The following is a 14,627-nucleotide window of genomic DNA, read 5'->3' on the forward strand; positions in this document are numbered from 1 at the left end:
CCTGCACGATAGGCACTTGATGCAACCGCAGTTCGTCCTGAACTTCGGTTAACTATTTTAGTTGAACAATGATAGATTGCCATGCAGTCGCCTTGAGATGCTTTTGCTTTTAAAAAATTGCGTAGCAGTTTTTTGGGGTTAAGGGGTATCCCCTTACGCAAACTTTGACTTGGATTTCATCCAAGTCGTAAGTGCGCATTTCATGAAAAACACGATAGCATATAGCTCGCTTGAACTCTAGTTCATAGAGCCTTATGCTTGAGTGGTTTTCTATATCCCGAAATTGGACGTTATGACAAAATCAACTGAAAATATTGAAAAGAAAATCGAAGCCCAGTTGGAGAAGCTGAAACAGTTAAAAGCTCAGAAACAGGCTATTGAAGCAAGAGAAAGAACAAAGCAGAAAGAGCAAGAACGCAAGGATGATACTCGGCGTAAAATCTTACTTGGTTCTTACTTGATTAAAAAAATGCAATCCAATGAAGCCAACAAAGAAAAAATACTCGCTGAACTTAATGATTATTTAATAGAGGATCGGGATAGAATACTTTTTGATTTACCTTCGATGAATAACAATTAAGCTGGATATTCTTTATGAAATATAAAATTTTAATGTCTTTATTAACAATGTCAGTTATTACCCTTACTGCATGCAGCAAAAATAAAGAAGAACCAGAACATGTAAGAGTGCAAGCATCGTCTCCTGAGATTGTGGAAGAAGTACGCCAAGAAGCGCAACAAGTACCTGCTCCGCAAGAAATTACAGACGAAGACCGTGAACGTATGAAAAAAGAACTCCAAGATTCATCACGATTTGAAAGTAAAGATACTGCCAATAAGTCGGGCGAAGAAGTAAATGCGGAACTGATTAATCAGTTAGATGCGATAGGACAGCCAGCCAAAGAATAAAATTAAAAAAAAAAGGAGCTGAAGCTCCTTTTTTTTAATTACCAAATCCTGCCTTTTTTAAGCAAGGGTATAACTCTCTGAATTTTTCAGGCTCTAAAAGCATGTCTGCAATACGAATAGCAAACTGCTGATAGCTTTCTGTACCTTGAGAATATGCCCCCATTTCAGGCATTTCAGACAGTTTGTTTGCAAATAAATGACGTTGGGAATCGGTCATTTTGATGAAAAAATCAGGGGTATTGGCATCTCGTTTAGTTTCAATTTTAGGTTGTACTTTTTGCTTAAACTTGAATGAAAACCCTGTAATTGTACGCCCCTGCTTATGTTGCTCATAAGTTACGGTAATGTCTGTATGTTTGTTAAGTTGCTCAATAGCAATATGTAAAACTTTTTCTTTAAATTGCCCCATTCTTTGATATTTTTCATCTCCAACTCCAAGTTTTAAACGAAATTCATTTAAATCAATAATTGGTGTCTTCCCAGTACTACGCCACGCAATTAAAAGTTCGTATAGGCGAATAGCATAACCACTTGTTAGATTGGCAACTTGTTTTAATTCGTAGCTTGTAAGGTGTTGTTCAAGATAAGTGATTAGGGGTAAGACCGCTGGAGCAAAAGTAAATTCTATAGTTGCAGAATTATCAATATAAGCAATATCAGACACCCAGCGAGTCGTTTTATGAGCAATACCTTTTTCTCTAGGTTCTTGATAGCTAAACTGTCTTGAGAATAAAGACTTACAGGCATCCTTTAGTGTTTCGTATGCTGTGCTATGGCTTACACCAAACGTATTAATATAACTTTCTGCTGTAATCTCAATTGGTTTATTGAATGCAATATAGTCAAGGTGCATGTTATGAGTATGTTCCCGAATAATAACGATAGCTAATAAAATCAATCGCTGTTCGACAAGACCAAGACTATAACTAGCATTAATCAACGCATTATCTTTTACAACTAAGTCATTTTTCATTGTTGTACACTTTTATAATTCAAGTGTATTTGTACACCTTTGTAATGTAGGTGTCAATATCATCGGAATTAGTGTACTTATATGTCGGAATTGGTGTACTTATTAGGGCTAAAATATCGGAATTAGTGTACTTATATGTCGGAATTGGTGTACTTATTAGCTGTGAAAGCCTTGCTGTACAAGCGTTTCAAGCAACTTAAAAATATTTAAAAATATATTTAAAAATAAAAAATATAAAAACTTGTGGAAAACTGCCCTATGTACTCGCTAAAGCTCGTACTCTATTGAAGCTCGTTCCTCGCTTCGTGGGGCAGTTTTTAGTTAATCCTGTTTGTGAAATCTGAAAGCAAAAGCATTGGTAATGTATTCGCTTCGCTCATACTTTTTGAAAAGCAAAAGCTTCAAAGTTCGCACCCATTCGGGATGCTCTGTACCTACCGTTTAAAATCGAAAGGGAGCTTGTAATCAGAGAAAAGGCGAGGGCAAAATTTTGATGATGCTCAATCGCTCGTAGACACTCGCTCGGTTCTTATTATCTAGGTTTTAATTATTTACTGGAGCTAACCAAAGTTGTGAAACATTGCTTAAATAATAGGCGTGGAACGTGAAAAATCATAAAAAAAGCCCATCTAGGTATAGATGGGCTAAAAATGGAAACCTACTGCACTGATTTCTAAAGAGAATTATAACACATTTCGCATAACGTGTATTATGTTAATTTTAGGAATAATTAAAAATCAATTGCTGAAAATGGTTTCAATCGTTGTTGTAACTCTTCTTGCTTTTGTCTTTCAAGTTCAGCAATGACATCTACTTTAGAATAATTGATGAACCGATCAACCCACGCCCCATTACGGAAAGTATATACATCGAACCCATCATTTGTATGATAGTGGGTACTCAAAATAAGAGTGCCATCATCTAATTTTATATCAACCCACTCCATGTAGTTTCGCCCATTATCTTTAGCTCTGAATTTAATCGTACATTTTTCCCAATTTTTTGTAGTATCTCCAACATCCTCAAGCCAATACTTATTAATTGTTTTCCCATCCGCGGCAATAATACGGGCTGCATCATGTACTTCTTTTGCTCTTGCTTTAACTTCAGCTTTAGCTTGTTCAAATTCTTGATCTGACATTTTAGAAATCCTACTGTTAACTATTAACTTCATTCTGTAGAAATACACAAGCATCTACATTAATTTCAATAAATTTATCCCAAGTCATTTTTGATGAAAAAAACAACTTGTACTGAAGGTCAACCCGACAAATATCGGGTCGATCTTCATAAATTGAGCATATATTATCACTAGATAAATATTTACAGCTTCCATCACCTCTATCTAAATATGCTGTTAATTCAGACCGGAATACCTGCTTACAACAACAACCACATTGAGTACAAGGAAATGGTGTCTGCATTTAAAACTCAATTTTCTCTATATTTGGATCATTTAATGCCTGAATAATCTTTTCAGCTTCTTTTAAAGGAGAGGATTTAACAATAGTAGTTATACTTTCCATTGCTAGATTAACTAAATCCATATTCCCAGCCTCAATACCTTTATCTAAACGTTCAAACATCTCATCAATTGAATGACGTCTTTCCTTGAAGGTTTCAGATAAATAGGCTTTTAGAAACTCTGTTTGCTGTTCAATTTTTCCAACATTAACATCTCGCCAAGCATGTATTGCTTCACGTTTTGTTGTTTCAGCCTGCACAGTCATCCTATATTCATGATGCGCATCTGCAAGCATTTTAAATGCCTGAAAAGCCATGTCTGGTGATGGTTTTGGAATAACAGTGACATTTTTTAGCTTTTTAGTAGCTTTTATAAGCTCTTGCTTAGCCATGATATGAACCCTTTCTTAAATTGTTAAAAATCCTTGGCAAGTATGCTTAATATTTTTAATAGGAGTTCCTTCATCATCTATGATTTTGCAATCCAACAAATCTTTTAAGATTTTAGTATTTGCAATCATTTGTTTGAACGCTTGTGGATTTGAATCATCATCAACTTTCATAGATTCAAATCTATGAACCAATTGGTTTAAAGTATAAATAACTTCATCAGCATTTTTCTGAATACCATCTAAAACAGTTTCAATCATATTTATTTCTGAAACTGCTTTATCAACCTGAGCTGCATATTTAATAGCTTTTGTTAATGCTTCTTCAGCCTTGCTCGCAAGCATAAACCCACCAATAGCTAAAGCAGGACCAGCCACAATCCCACCAAGGGCTAGCATACCTCCCGCCATTCCAAAGCCACCACTTGCAATAGAACCACCGCCTAACCAAGCTAGTGTTGCATTAGTCGCAGCTACTCCTGAAAGGCTTGAAATTGCAGTTCCTGTAGATGCTGAAGCCAATAAACCAACACTACTATATGCACCAAACCCAGCTAGTGCTCCTCCAGCCGTTCCAGACAGTAAGCCTGATTCTAATTTTAAGGAGTTAAGAACCATAGCTTCCATCGCCTTAATTTCTTCAATAGAAATAGAGGATTCAAAGTTTTCTAACTTACCACCCGCATTTTTAGACTTTTTTATCACATCTACAGTATGTTTAATTTGATGTGTAAATATACTTAGCTTAAGGCGACCTAGTTTTTCTAATTTGGTATTAGTTTCTTCCTTTTGATGTTCTAAATGCTCAAGGGCTTCATCATAAGTAGACTGTGCATTTTCTCCAATTGCTTTAGCCTCTTTCATATCACCTACAGCTTTAGCCCCTTTAAAAACACCTGTTGCTCCTAAAGCTGCAGCAGCTCCCCACAAAACGATTGGTAATGGCATATTTTTTCTCTTTCTCTTATCAAGTATATATTTGTATCAAATATTATATGGTTTCTTTGTTTTTAACATCCTATTAACGACTTTAAATGTCGCTCAAAATGCACTAAAAATATTTTATTTTCCTCTCAAATAATTGATCCATTTAACATAATGGCTGTTATACGAAATGAAAAAACCTAGGCACTGGCCTAGGTTTTAATTTAAAAAAAATACATAAAAATTAAGTTTTTAGACTCGATTTTTTAACTTCGTATAACGTGTATTATGTTAATTTAAGGAAAACTTAACTTAATATTTATAAACAATAATATTTATCATTTAATGTTTACTTTTGTCCGTAGATATATTGTCTGCACCCTAAATAATGTCCTTATGCCGAAATCATTAATTTTTTTAGGATTAAAGGTTAAAAATCAGCGAAACTCATTAGGCTTATCCCAAGAAGAACTTGCTGAAAGGACATCTTTAGACCGTACATATATTAGTCTATTAGAGAGAGGGAAAAGAAATCCTTCTCTCCTTACACTCATGAAAGTAGCAGCAGGATTAGAGATTTCGGTATCCATACTAACAAAGGATATTGAAAACAGTGGCTCTAGTTCCGATTAACGCTCAACACGCACTACAAATTTTAGCAGGTACTCAAGGTAGAAATACAGGTCATAGCTACGAAGAAGATCTAGCTAATGCTATTAATCAATTGCCAGTACCACTAAATATAAATACGCTCCCGACTAGTGGTAATGTTTTTCAGACATCCAATGAAGCACTTACCTTAATTTTATATATTGCTCAAAAGTTAAATATTCAGAAAATTACTCATTTATTCTCAGTAGCAACTGGAGGTTTAGCAACTTCATCCAAGAGCCAAGGAGTAATGTTTAATGGTCAAAATATAAAAAAATGTAAAAGTGACATATTGATAAAAATTAATTACATGCACGATATCGGTGTTTCTGTTAAACAATGCAATAATAAAACTCCGACTAATGCTCAAGTTTATTTTACTACAGCAACTGGTTTTTCTAATTTACTAAGAAACAACCAAATCAATGTATCTCAAGTAGCTGAAACGGCCCTAAAACAGTTTTGTGGAGATGCTGGTTTTAATCCCATTGATAACAATGCTACACAGGGGCGAGTAGTTGATCATAGACGATATTTTTGGGAAGAAATTAATACAGCTGGTCGACAAGAATGGGAAAATACTTTCTCAACTTACCAAGATGAAATATCTAGAATATTGCTTCAAAAAGCTTATAGCAATGATCCTTTTGCCCCGACATTTATATTGCATAAAACTAAACTTACTACCACTATTCCTGAAGTAGCTATTTACACAATAGATGAATTAATTCAAAAAAGTAGATCCTACAATTTATTTTCTACTGAACCATACAGAATTAATAAAGGATCTTTCAGGGATCCAGATGGGGTAGTTCACTTAGCCCCAAGATTTGGAATTTTCCAGATGCAACGTGCAGGGAACAAACAGCACCCTACACAATTGCAATTTAATCTAAAATCTGGCTACTTCTATGTCATTTAGTTTTTTTTAGTTCATCAACTAAATAACTAGCAATTTTATAAGCCAATAAAGGAGGAACTGCATTGCCAATTGCAGTTCTAATTGTCCCAACTTTACCATTGAAAATGAATCTATCAGGGAAAGATTGAATACGAGCTGCTTCCCTAACTGTCAACGACCTTGTTGCTACTGGATGTACATTTCTACATCCAGATATCATTCCAAATGTAGTTTGGACTGTTGATCCTTCTTCATTCCATACTTGGCGTTTATAGGTAGTGTTATAGCCTGATGGTGGTCTCAATGATTCATCTTCATTATCGTGAGCACTACTTCCTTCAGGCACATTCCACAACCACTCTAATACATGGGGTGGATGATTAACCGCAAAGTGTAATTCATCAACATTTGAGGATTCTCCTGACTCCAAATATTCTAAATCAGAACAAGCATCTCCAAATGTTAAATTTTCCTTTTCTATTGTTGGAAAACCTAAATCTAATGCAATATCATTTTTAATTGCTAAAAAGAAAACACGAGCACGGCTCTGTGGGACACCATAATCCTTAGTATTTACTTCAAAATATGTAATTTTATATCCAAGATCTTGAAATTTATTAATTATTAGATCTTTTATGTACTTACCACTTTCATCTTTCATGGAAGTCAATAACTGTACATTTTCTAATAATGCTATCTTGGGCTTAAAAACAGAAACAATATCAAGGTAATTTTCAAATAACTTATTTCTGGCATCAGATTTATCTCTTTTACCGGATAAGCTAAAGCCTTGACATGGTGGCCCTCCAATTACTATATCGACATCACCAATAGATTCTTTATATTCCTCAATATCTTTATGCGATAAAGATGTTATATCGTTTGCTAATTGAGGAGTCGAACTAAAATTATCTCTATATATTTGACTAATATCTTTATCTTTTTCAATAAATCCAGCTATACGTACACCAGCTGCAGAAAAACCTAAACATAATCCGCCACATCCTGAGAAAAGGCTAATAGCCTTAAAGTCTTTATTAGAGTTCAAATGACGGTCATATAAAGTATCTAGATCCTGAACATATTTTTTATTTTTAGGAGATAACGCATACTTTTTTTTCCGCTCATCAACATCTAATGAACTAATAGAAAAATTGCTTTGTTTTGTAATTTTTTTCTTAGCTTTAACAACTTTTTCCACCTTGCTAGAGTTAGAAAAAAATTGAAAAATCTTGGCTTTATCTTCATCGGATAAAACACCTTTATCTAATTCAAAAGAAGAGATTTTCGCTTGTACAATTGAAGTCTCTTTCGCTAATTTCGCTTGAGAAACTTTCTGACTTTCCCTAAACAATCGCAACTCTTGACCTGAAAAATTGCTATCCAACATAAAAATACTCTAAACAACGTTTAATTTTCTGAATTATATACTTTTAAATATGTATATAAAAATGCAGACGTCTTTACTTGTCGTTTAACATAAAATCTCTTATGCGAAATTTCAGCTCGATGCTTTGAAATATAGCTTTAGCCATGTTTCAAAGTCGGGCAACTTTGCGCTTGCTGTAATCTGATCAGTAATAAGAAAAACCAAGCAAAGTACCGATCAACTAGTATTTTTTAGGGTCGATCTGACACCAGTCATACGTTTTTTCTTTAACACTACTCGGTTCAAACGAGTAGCAATTTTTCCTCATGATTCTCACCAATGTTTCACCATCACTTTCTCGAATTTGTAGCGGATATTTTTTTAGTACAGCCATATCTGCTCTACGTTCATCAATTTCGTCTTTGCTTGGTATGTATAAGAAGATAGCCAAAATGAATACCATCATCACAGCAACAAACGTGCTAGCAAAAATAATGATAAGTTTTAAGTTGAGCCTGTTTGTAGCTTCGTTTAATGCCTGAATACTGTTGTTTAATGCACCTGTATGCTTCTTATTTGCGTTTTCTAGCGATTTTTCAGCCTTGTCTAGCACTCCACTAGCAACTTGGTTGTAAAACTGCTCTAATCGCTTGTTATCGTCTGCTATGGCTTCTCGATATTCCTTCATGGATGCCAGTAAAATATATAATTGGTCATCTAAATCATTTTGGTTGCTCATAACGACATTCCGCCTCTACTTAGTTTTTGAGATGCCTTGCGGAGTGCTTGCTCGGCTCGTTGTTTATCTAATTCTTGCTGTCGCTTCATTTCCGCTTGGCGTTCCAGTTCTAGACGTTTGGTTTCTTGGTTCTTCTGCCATTGATCAAAACCTTGATCGACACGGCTTAAACCACGCTGTAAAACGCTCTCTTTTTGCTGTTTCTGTTGGTGAAACTGTTGGCTATTTTGCTGTTTGACGTTGTCATTAAAACGGCTGATTTCAGTGTCTATGCCTTGTCTGCGTAATTGAGTGACTTTGGTGCCTTCATGGATGGTGGCTTGTAGTCCGTTGTTCTGATCGGCATAGCTACGATGGTCTATTTTTTCTCGATAGCCTGCACGTTCCAATGCTTTATTGGCTAAGTCTGCCCATGTTTCTCGAATTTGCTTAATGTCTTCTTGGGTTGTCCCCATACCAAGGCTTTTTCGTTTGGCGTTGCTGAGTTCAATATTGGTTTTGGTGGTCAGAGTAAGTTTATTGTCTGCGTCCAATTCGGCTTTTCGGGTTGTGAGCATGATATGGGCGTGATGGTTTTTATCATTACCGCCTTTACTCGGTTCATGGATGGCTAAATCTGCGATTACGTCATAGCGATCAACTAAGGACCTGGCAAAGTCTTTTGCCAAGTCCTTACGTTGATCAGCGTCTAATTCATCAGGTAGGGCAATCACCCATTCTCTAGCGGTTCGGGCATCTTTGCGGTTCTCGGTTTTTTCTGCCAAGTTCCAAAGTTCGCCACGGTCAATTTCAATATCTAAATTAGAGATAATTTCAGAATGGGCGACACCGTCTTTTCTCGTAAAGTCATGGGTCAGCCCTGTGCGTTCATCTTTTAGTTTTTCACCTGCACGATAGGCACTTGATGCAACCGCAGTTCGTCCTGAACTTCGGTTAACTATTTTAGTTGAACAATGATAGATTGCCATGCAGTCGCCTTGAGATGCTTTTGCTTTTAAAAAATTGCGTAGCAGTTTTTTGGGGTTAAGGGGTATCCCCTTACGCAAACTTTGACTTGGATTTCATCCAAGTCGTAAGTGCGCATTTCATGAAAAACACGATAGCATATAGCTCGCTTGAACTCTAGTTCATAGAGCCTTATGCTTGAGTGGTTTTCTATATCCCGAAATTGGACGTTATGACAAAATCAACTGAAAATATTGAAAAGAAAATCGAAGCCCAGTTGGAGAAGCTGAAACAGTTAAAAGCTCAGAAACAGGCTATTGAAGCAAGAGAAAGAACAAAGCAGAAAGAGCAAGAACGCAAGGATGATACTCGGCGTAAAATCTTACTTGGTTCTTACTTGATTAAAAAAATGCAATCCAATGAAGCCAACAAAGAAAAAATACTCGCTGAACTTAATGATTATTTAATAGAGGATCGGGATAGAATACTTTTTGATTTACCTTCGATGAATAACAATTAAGCTGGATATTCTTTATGAAATATAAAATTTTAATGTCTTTATTAACAATGTCAGTTATTACCCTTACTGCATGCAGCAAAAATAAAGAAGAACCAGAACATGTAAGAGTGCAAGCATCGTCTCCTGAGATTGTGGAAGAAGTACGCCAAGAAGCGCAACAAGTACCTGCTCCGCAAGAAATTACAGACGAAGACCGTGAACGTATGAAAAAAGAACTCCAAGATTCATCACGATTTGAAAGTAAAGATACTGCCAATAAGTCGGGCGAAGAAGTAAATGCGGAACTGATTAATCAGTTAGATGCGATAGGACAGCCAGCCAAAGAATAAAATTAAAAAAAAAAGGAGCTGAAGCTCCTTTTTTTTAATTACCAAATCCTGCCTTTTTTAAGCAAGGGTATAACTCTCTGAATTTTTCAGGCTCTAAAAGCATGTCTGCAATACGAATAGCAAACTGCTGATAGCTTTCTGTACCTTGAGAATATGCCCCCATTTCAGGCATTTCAGACAGTTTGTTTGCAAATAAATGACGTTGGGAATCGGTCATTTTGATGAAAAAATCAGGGGTATTGGCATCTCGTTTAGTTTCAATTTTAGGTTGTACTTTTTGCTTAAACTTGAATGAAAACCCTGTAATTGTACGCCCCTGCTTATGTTGCTCATAAGTTACGGTAATGTCTGTATGTTTGTTAAGTTGCTCAATAGCAATATGTAAAACTTTTTCTTTAAATTGCCCCATTCTTTGATATTTTTCATCTCCAACTCCAAGTTTTAAACGAAATTCATTTAAATCAATAATTGGTGTCTTCCCAGTACTACGCCACGCAATTAAAAGTTCGTATAGGCGAATAGCATAACCACTTGTTAGATTGGCAACTTGTTTTAATTCGTAGCTTGTAAGGTGTTGTTCAAGATAAGTGATTAGGGGTAAGACCGCTGGAGCAAAAGTAAATTCTATAGTTGCAGAATTATCAATATAAGCAATATCAGACACCCAGCGAGTCGTTTTATGAGCAATACCTTTTTCTCTAGGTTCTTGATAGCTAAACTGTCTTGAGAATAAAGACTTACAGGCATCCTTTAGTGTTTCGTATGCTGTGCTATGGCTTACACCAAACGTATTAATATAACTTTCTGCTGTAATCTCAATTGGTTTATTGAATGCAATATAGTCAAGGTGCATGTTATGAGTATGTTCCCGAATAATAACGATAGCTAATAAAATCAATCGCTGTTCGACAAGACCAAGACTATAACTAGCATTAATCAACGCATTATCTTTTACAACTAAGTCATTTTTCATTGTTGTACACTTTTATAATTCAAGTGTATTTGTACACCTTTGTAATGTAGGTGTCAATATCATCGGAATTAGTGTACTTATATGTCGGAATTGGTGTACTTATTAGGGCTAAAATATCGGAATTAGTGTACTTATATGTCGGAATTGGTGTACTTATTAGCTGTGAAAGCCTTGCTGTACAAGCGTTTCAAGCAACTTAAAAATATTTAAAAATATATTTAAAAATAAAAAATATAAAAACTTGTGGAAAACTGCCCTATGTACTCGCTAAAGCTCGTACTCTATTGAAGCTCGTTCCTCGCTTCGTGGGGCAGTTTTTAGTTAATCCTGTTTGTGAAATCTAAAAGCAAAAGCATTTGTAATGTATTCGCTTCGCTCATACTTTTTGAAAAGCAAAAGCTCCAAAGTTCGCACCCATTCGGGATGCTCTGTACCTACCATTTAAAATCGAAAGGGAGCTTGTAATCAGAGAAAAGGCGAGGGCGAAATTTTGATGATGCTCAATCGCTCGTAGACACTCGCTCGGTTCTTATTATCTAGGTTTTAATTATTTACTGGAGCTAATCAAAGTTGTGAAACATTACTTAAATAATAGGCGTGGAACGTGAAAAATCATAAAAAAAGCCCATTCGAGGGTGAATGAGCTATAAACTAGGTGTTATAACATTGAATTATAACACAATTTAAAAAGCATTTCGCATAAGGCGTATTATGTTAATTTTAGAATTTCTAATGAGAAGATGAAAAAATACGTTAAGTTATCACCAGAATTTATGTGTTATCCCATTTGGATGCAAGAAGACAATTTTCTTCTTCCCATAAATCATCATGAATTAATAATTTCCACTGAATTAAAACAAAAAATTGAAGATTGGGATAAGCAATATCAATCCACCTATGTAGATGATTACCCTCCTGATTCAAAATTTGAGACAGCAAGAGATGAAAAAAAATTTATAGAAATAGGGTATGAAATACAAAAAGCATTACAGATGGAATTAGGCAAAGATTACGAAGTATTTTATCAGCTTTAAAATCATGCATTTAACATAATGGCGCTTATGCGAATTGAATTTTTTGTCATCTAGGAATATAGTGTGATTAACAATGTTAATCACAGGAGCTTAACATGGCTTCAAATGCACTAGTGACTACTCGCATTAATGAAAACATTAAGCACGAAGCAACGGAAGTTCTGGCAACAATGGGCTTAACCGTCTCAGATGCAGTCCGTTTATTATTGACCAAAGTAGCTAAAGAAAAGGCTTTACCTTTTGATATTTGGCAACCTAATGCTGAAACCATTGCTGCAATGGAAGAAGATCTAAGTAAAGCAAAGAGCTTCACTTCTGTAAAAGACTTGATGGCTGATCTAAATGCGGACGATTAAGTACACATCAGCATTCAAGAAAGACTATAAACGTGAGAAAAAAGGTCAGCATCGAAATACAGTCGATGTTGAACTACAAACTGTTTTAGAGTTATTACAAGCCGATGAACCTTTGCCTGAAAAGTATCGTGACCATGCTTTAGTCAGTAACTGGATAGGTCATAGAGATTGTCATATCAAGCCTGATCTTGTTTTAATCTATAAGAAAACAGAAGAAGGTGAACTACTAATTTTGAAATTAGTTCGATTAGGAAGCCATAGCGAACTAGCAATTTAGACGATAAAATTTGAAAAATATAGTAAAAATGGGAGTTTAAAGCCCCCATTTTTGATTTCGTATAAGGTGTATTATGTTAATTTTAGGAAGACTTAAAAGTGAAGGTATTAGGAATCATCTTTTCGGTAACTTTAGTAATACTAATTTTATATGGTGTACTATGGATGTTTCATGGTTTTCCAGTAAATCCCTCAAATATTAAGAATGCAAAACCTACTAGAAATATAGAATCCAACTTAAATACGTTCTTAACAGATACAGCTTTACCACAAATAATAGAAAGTTGTATTCCTCTTTATAATGCTGATTTCAGAAGACTAAATCCTCAACTTAAAAATTTCCCTAATTTAATTACGGCTGATTATTTTAATAAAAATCAGTTAATAACAGTTAGTCCTCATACAGGTAAAAAAGAAGCCAACTTATCTACTGTAAATATTATTAATGAATTTTTTACTGTTTTAGATAGTCCAATAAGTGACCCCCAGATACTACAAGGATGTTTTGTAAATTATGGTTATACACTTCAAGACATGAGAAGAATTAAGAAAAAATTTAGCAATTTTGCAAACTCAAATTAATTAAATCCCCCATTTAACATAATGGGCATTATTATACGAAATTCCAAAAAAGCCTTGATAAGGCACGTTTAATGTGCGTATTAGCCCTGAAATGCACCGTAAAGCAGTTTTAGCATCAAGTAATTCCCTTAATTCCTTTGTAAGTGATGCAATTCAAGAAAAACTAATGCGTTTAGGCGTTTAACCTATCTTTGCTCGATGCTTTGAAATATGGCTAAAGCCATATTTCAAAGTCGGGCAACTTTGCGCTTGCTGTAATCTGATTAATAATAAGAAAAACCAAGCAAAGTACCGATCATCTAGTATTTTTTAGGGTCGATCCGACACCAGTCATAAGTTTTATTTTTGACATTATTTGGCTCAAATGAGTAACACGGCTTTTTAGTCATAATTCTGACCAGCGTTTCACCATCACTTTCTCTGATTTGTAGCGGATATTTTTTAAGTACAGCAATATCAGCTCTACGTTCATCAATTTCATCTTTGCTTGGCACGTATAAGAATATTGCCAATATAAACACCATCATCACAGTGACAAATGTACTGGCAAAAATGATGATAAGTTTTAAGTTGAGCCTGTTTGTAGCTTCGTTTAATGCCTGAATACTGTTGTTTAATGCACCTGTATGCTTCTTATTTGCGTTTTCTAGCGATTTTTCAGCCTTGTCTAGCACTCCTCTAGCGACATGGTTGTAAAACTGCTCTAATCGCTTGTTATCGTCTGCTATCGCTTCTCTGTATTCCTTCATGGATGCCAGTAAAATATATAACTGGTCATCTAAATCATTTTGGTTGCTCATAACGACATTCCGCCTCTACCTAATTTTTGAGATGCCTTACGGAGTGCTTGCTCGGCTCGTTGTTTCTCTAATTCTTGCTGTCGCTTCATTTCCGCTTGGTATTCCAGTTCTAGACGTTTGGTTTCTTGATTCTTCTGCCATTGATCAAAACTTTGATCGACACGGCTTAAACCGCGCTGTAAAACGCTCTCTTTCTGCTGTTTTTCTTGGTGGAGCTGTTGGGTATTTCGCTGTTTCACATTGTCATTAAAACGGCTGATTTCAGTGTCTATGCCTTGTCTGCGTAATTGGGTGACTTTGGTGCCTTCGTGAATTGTGGCTTGTAGTCCGTTGTTTTGATCGGCATAGCTGCGGTGGTCTATTTTTTCTCGGCAGCCTGCATGTTCCAATGCTTTATTGGCTAAGTCTGCCCATGTTTCTCTAATTTGCTTAATGTCTTCTTGGGTTGTCCCCATACCAAGGCTTTTTCGTTTGGCGTTGCTGAGTTCAATAT

Annotated in this window: 21 protein-coding genes; 11 read left to right on the forward strand and 10 right to left on the reverse strand. The window is 35.4% G+C overall.

Annotation, left to right across the window (positions count from 1 at the left end; translation table 11 throughout):
• Positions 1-292 precede the first annotated feature (292 nt).
• Positions 293-580, forward strand: a complete 288-nt coding sequence (locus F960_RS21270; RefSeq protein WP_020847062.1) for a DUF8583 domain-containing protein — start codon at positions 293-295, stop codon at positions 578-580.
• Between the two features lie 47 nt (positions 581-627).
• A complete protein-coding gene (locus tag F960_RS21275; RefSeq protein WP_155768238.1) occupies positions 628-909 on the forward strand; it encodes a hypothetical protein in 282 nt (93 codons plus the stop codon).
• Positions 910-943: 34 nt separating this feature from the next.
• Here F960_RS21275 and repM (F960_RS21280) read toward each other — a convergent pair whose 3' ends face one another.
• The 4 genes from repM (F960_RS21280) to F960_RS21300 form a co-directional block, all read right to left on the reverse strand.
• Positions 944-1,882, reverse strand: a complete 939-nt coding sequence (gene repM, locus F960_RS21280; protein WP_004871881.1) for a replication initiation protein RepM — start codon at positions 1,880-1,882, stop codon at positions 944-946.
• Positions 1,883-2,612: 730 nt separating this feature from the next.
• The gene (locus F960_RS21285) at positions 2,613-3,023 is read right to left on the reverse strand and encodes a hypothetical protein (protein ID WP_004871884.1); all 411 of its coding nucleotides are present in this window, start codon (positions 3,021-3,023) and stop codon (positions 2,613-2,615) included.
• 283 nt (positions 3,024-3,306) lie between these two features.
• Positions 3,307-3,738, reverse strand: a complete 432-nt coding sequence (locus tag F960_RS21295; protein ID WP_004871888.1) for a hypothetical protein — start codon at positions 3,736-3,738, stop codon at positions 3,307-3,309.
• Between the two features lie 15 nt (positions 3,739-3,753).
• Positions 3,754-4,683 (reverse strand): hypothetical protein, encoded by a 930-nt coding sequence (locus F960_RS21300; protein WP_004871890.1) that lies wholly within the window; start codon positions 4,681-4,683, stop codon positions 3,754-3,756.
• A gap of 372 nt (positions 4,684-5,055) precedes the next feature.
• Here F960_RS21300 and F960_RS22075 point away from each other — a divergent pair, with 372 nt between their 5' ends.
• Entirely contained in the window at positions 5,056-5,292 is a 237-nt protein-coding gene (locus F960_RS22075) for a helix-turn-helix domain-containing protein (RefSeq protein ID WP_081401810.1), read from the forward strand.
• A complete protein-coding gene (locus F960_RS21305; protein WP_004871896.1) occupies positions 5,273-6,232 on the forward strand; it encodes a hypothetical protein in 960 nt (319 codons plus the stop codon). Before F960_RS22075 ends, F960_RS21305 begins: the two co-directional genes overlap by 20 nt.
• On the opposite strand, the gene F960_RS21310 is transcribed toward F960_RS21305, so the two are convergent.
• The 3 genes from F960_RS21310 to mobQ form a co-directional block, all read right to left on the reverse strand.
• The gene (locus tag F960_RS21310; RefSeq protein ID WP_004871898.1) at positions 6,225-7,601 is read right to left on the reverse strand and encodes a DNA cytosine methyltransferase; all 1,377 of its coding nucleotides are present in this window, start codon (positions 7,599-7,601) and stop codon (positions 6,225-6,227) included. The genes F960_RS21305 and F960_RS21310 overlap by 8 nt on opposite strands.
• Before the next feature lie 220 nt (positions 7,602-7,821).
• Positions 7,822-8,319, reverse strand: coding sequence for a hypothetical protein (locus tag F960_RS21315; RefSeq protein ID WP_004871902.1), 498 nt, complete (start codon positions 8,317-8,319; stop codon positions 7,822-7,824).
• Positions 8,316-9,287 carry a MobQ family relaxase gene (gene mobQ, locus F960_RS21320; RefSeq protein ID WP_004871904.1) on the reverse strand — a complete coding sequence of 324 codons (972 nt, stop codon included), beginning with the start codon at positions 9,285-9,287 and terminating at the stop codon, positions 8,316-8,318. The genes F960_RS21315 and mobQ overlap by 4 nt, the downstream gene beginning before the upstream one ends.
• Positions 9,288-9,496: 209 nt before the next feature.
• On the opposite strand from mobQ, the gene F960_RS21325 reads away from it, so the two are divergent.
• The gene (locus tag F960_RS21325; RefSeq protein ID WP_020847062.1) at positions 9,497-9,784 is read left to right on the forward strand and encodes a DUF8583 domain-containing protein; all 288 of its coding nucleotides are present in this window, start codon (positions 9,497-9,499) and stop codon (positions 9,782-9,784) included.
• Between the two features lie 47 nt (positions 9,785-9,831).
• Positions 9,832-10,113, forward strand: a complete 282-nt coding sequence (locus F960_RS21330; protein ID WP_155768238.1) for a hypothetical protein — start codon at positions 9,832-9,834, stop codon at positions 10,111-10,113.
• Between the two features lie 34 nt (positions 10,114-10,147).
• Here F960_RS21330 and repM (F960_RS21335) read toward each other — a convergent pair whose 3' ends face one another.
• Positions 10,148-11,086, reverse strand: a complete 939-nt coding sequence (gene repM, locus F960_RS21335; protein ID WP_004871881.1) for a replication initiation protein RepM — start codon at positions 11,084-11,086, stop codon at positions 10,148-10,150.
• Positions 11,087-11,826: 740 nt separating this feature from the next.
• On the opposite strand from repM (F960_RS21335), the gene F960_RS21340 reads away from it, so the two are divergent.
• From F960_RS21340 to F960_RS22080, 5 genes are all read left to right on the forward strand, one after another.
• Positions 11,827-12,120: an immunity protein CdiI family protein gene (locus F960_RS21340; protein ID WP_004871907.1), complete on the forward strand. Its 294-nt coding sequence runs from the start codon at positions 11,827-11,829 to the stop codon at positions 12,118-12,120.
• Positions 12,121-12,215: 95 nt separating this feature from the next.
• Positions 12,216-12,476 carry a type II toxin-antitoxin system RelB/DinJ family antitoxin gene (locus tag F960_RS21345; RefSeq protein ID WP_004871910.1) on the forward strand — a complete coding sequence of 87 codons (261 nt, stop codon included), beginning with the start codon at positions 12,216-12,218 and terminating at the stop codon, positions 12,474-12,476.
• Positions 12,463-12,753: a type II toxin-antitoxin system YafQ family toxin gene (locus F960_RS21350; protein WP_004871914.1), complete on the forward strand. Its 291-nt coding sequence runs from the start codon at positions 12,463-12,465 to the stop codon at positions 12,751-12,753. Before F960_RS21345 ends, F960_RS21350 begins: the two co-directional genes overlap by 14 nt.
• Before the next feature lie 98 nt (positions 12,754-12,851).
• The gene (locus F960_RS21355) at positions 12,852-13,334 is read left to right on the forward strand and encodes a hypothetical protein (protein ID WP_004871917.1); all 483 of its coding nucleotides are present in this window, start codon (positions 12,852-12,854) and stop codon (positions 13,332-13,334) included.
• Between the two features lie 73 nt (positions 13,335-13,407).
• Positions 13,408-13,518 (forward strand): type II toxin-antitoxin system HicB family antitoxin, encoded by a 111-nt coding sequence (locus tag F960_RS22080; RefSeq protein WP_227541741.1) that lies wholly within the window; start codon positions 13,408-13,410, stop codon positions 13,516-13,518.
• 115 nt (positions 13,519-13,633) lie between these two features.
• Here the strand turns inward: F960_RS22080 and F960_RS21360 are convergent, their stop codons facing one another.
• Positions 13,634-14,134, reverse strand: a complete 501-nt coding sequence (locus F960_RS21360) for a hypothetical protein (RefSeq protein ID WP_004871919.1) — start codon at positions 14,132-14,134, stop codon at positions 13,634-13,636.
• The coding region (locus F960_RS21365; protein WP_040332972.1) for a MobA/MobL family protein at positions 14,131-14,627 on the reverse strand (497 nt) is incomplete at its 5' end. The genes F960_RS21360 and F960_RS21365, both read right to left, overlap by 4 nt.

This window comes from Acinetobacter gerneri DSM 14967 = CIP 107464 = MTCC 9824, assembly GCF_000368565.1.
In the GTDB taxonomy this organism is placed as follows: Bacteria; Pseudomonadota; Gammaproteobacteria; order Pseudomonadales; family Moraxellaceae; genus Acinetobacter; species Acinetobacter gerneri.

What these genes read in the sequence shown, in the direction of transcription:
- F960_RS21270 (WP_020847062.1), top strand. Translation starts at nt 293, where the DNA reads ATGACAAAATCAACTGAAAATATTGAAAAGAAAATCGAAGCCCAGTTG.
- F960_RS21275 (WP_155768238.1), top strand. Translation starts at nt 628, where the DNA reads ATGTCAGTTATTACCCTTACTGCATGCAGCAAAAATAAAGAAGAACCA.
- repM (WP_004871881.1), bottom strand. Translation starts at nt 1,882, where the DNA reads ATGAAAAATGACTTAGTTGTAAAAGATAATGCGTTGATTAATGCTAGT.
- F960_RS21285 (WP_004871884.1), bottom strand. Translation starts at nt 3,023, where the DNA reads ATGTCAGATCAAGAATTTGAACAAGCTAAAGCTGAAGTTAAAGCAAGA.
- F960_RS21295 (WP_004871888.1), bottom strand. Translation starts at nt 3,738, where the DNA reads ATGGCTAAGCAAGAGCTTATAAAAGCTACTAAAAAGCTAAAAAATGTC.
- F960_RS21300 (WP_004871890.1), bottom strand. Translation starts at nt 4,683, where the DNA reads ATGCCATTACCAATCGTTTTGTGGGGAGCTGCTGCAGCTTTAGGAGCA.
- F960_RS22075 (WP_081401810.1), top strand. Translation starts at nt 5,056, where the DNA reads ATGCCGAAATCATTAATTTTTTTAGGATTAAAGGTTAAAAATCAGCGA.
- F960_RS21310 (WP_004871898.1), bottom strand. Translation starts at nt 7,601, where the DNA reads ATGTTGGATAGCAATTTTTCAGGTCAAGAGTTGCGATTGTTTAGGGAA.
- F960_RS21315 (WP_004871902.1), bottom strand. Translation starts at nt 8,319, where the DNA reads ATGAGCAACCAAAATGATTTAGATGACCAATTATATATTTTACTGGCA.
- mobQ (WP_004871904.1), bottom strand. Translation starts at nt 9,287, where the DNA reads ATGGCAATCTATCATTGTTCAACTAAAATAGTTAACCGAAGTTCAGGA.
- F960_RS21325 (WP_020847062.1), top strand. Translation starts at nt 9,497, where the DNA reads ATGACAAAATCAACTGAAAATATTGAAAAGAAAATCGAAGCCCAGTTG.
- F960_RS21330 (WP_155768238.1), top strand. Translation starts at nt 9,832, where the DNA reads ATGTCAGTTATTACCCTTACTGCATGCAGCAAAAATAAAGAAGAACCA.
- repM (WP_004871881.1), bottom strand. Translation starts at nt 11,086, where the DNA reads ATGAAAAATGACTTAGTTGTAAAAGATAATGCGTTGATTAATGCTAGT.
- F960_RS21340 (WP_004871907.1), top strand. Translation starts at nt 11,827, where the DNA reads ATGAAAAAATACGTTAAGTTATCACCAGAATTTATGTGTTATCCCATT.
- F960_RS21345 (WP_004871910.1), top strand. Translation starts at nt 12,216, where the DNA reads ATGGCTTCAAATGCACTAGTGACTACTCGCATTAATGAAAACATTAAG.
- F960_RS21350 (WP_004871914.1), top strand. Translation starts at nt 12,463, where the DNA reads ATGCGGACGATTAAGTACACATCAGCATTCAAGAAAGACTATAAACGT.
- F960_RS21360 (WP_004871919.1), bottom strand. Translation starts at nt 14,134, where the DNA reads ATGAGCAACCAAAATGATTTAGATGACCAGTTATATATTTTACTGGCA.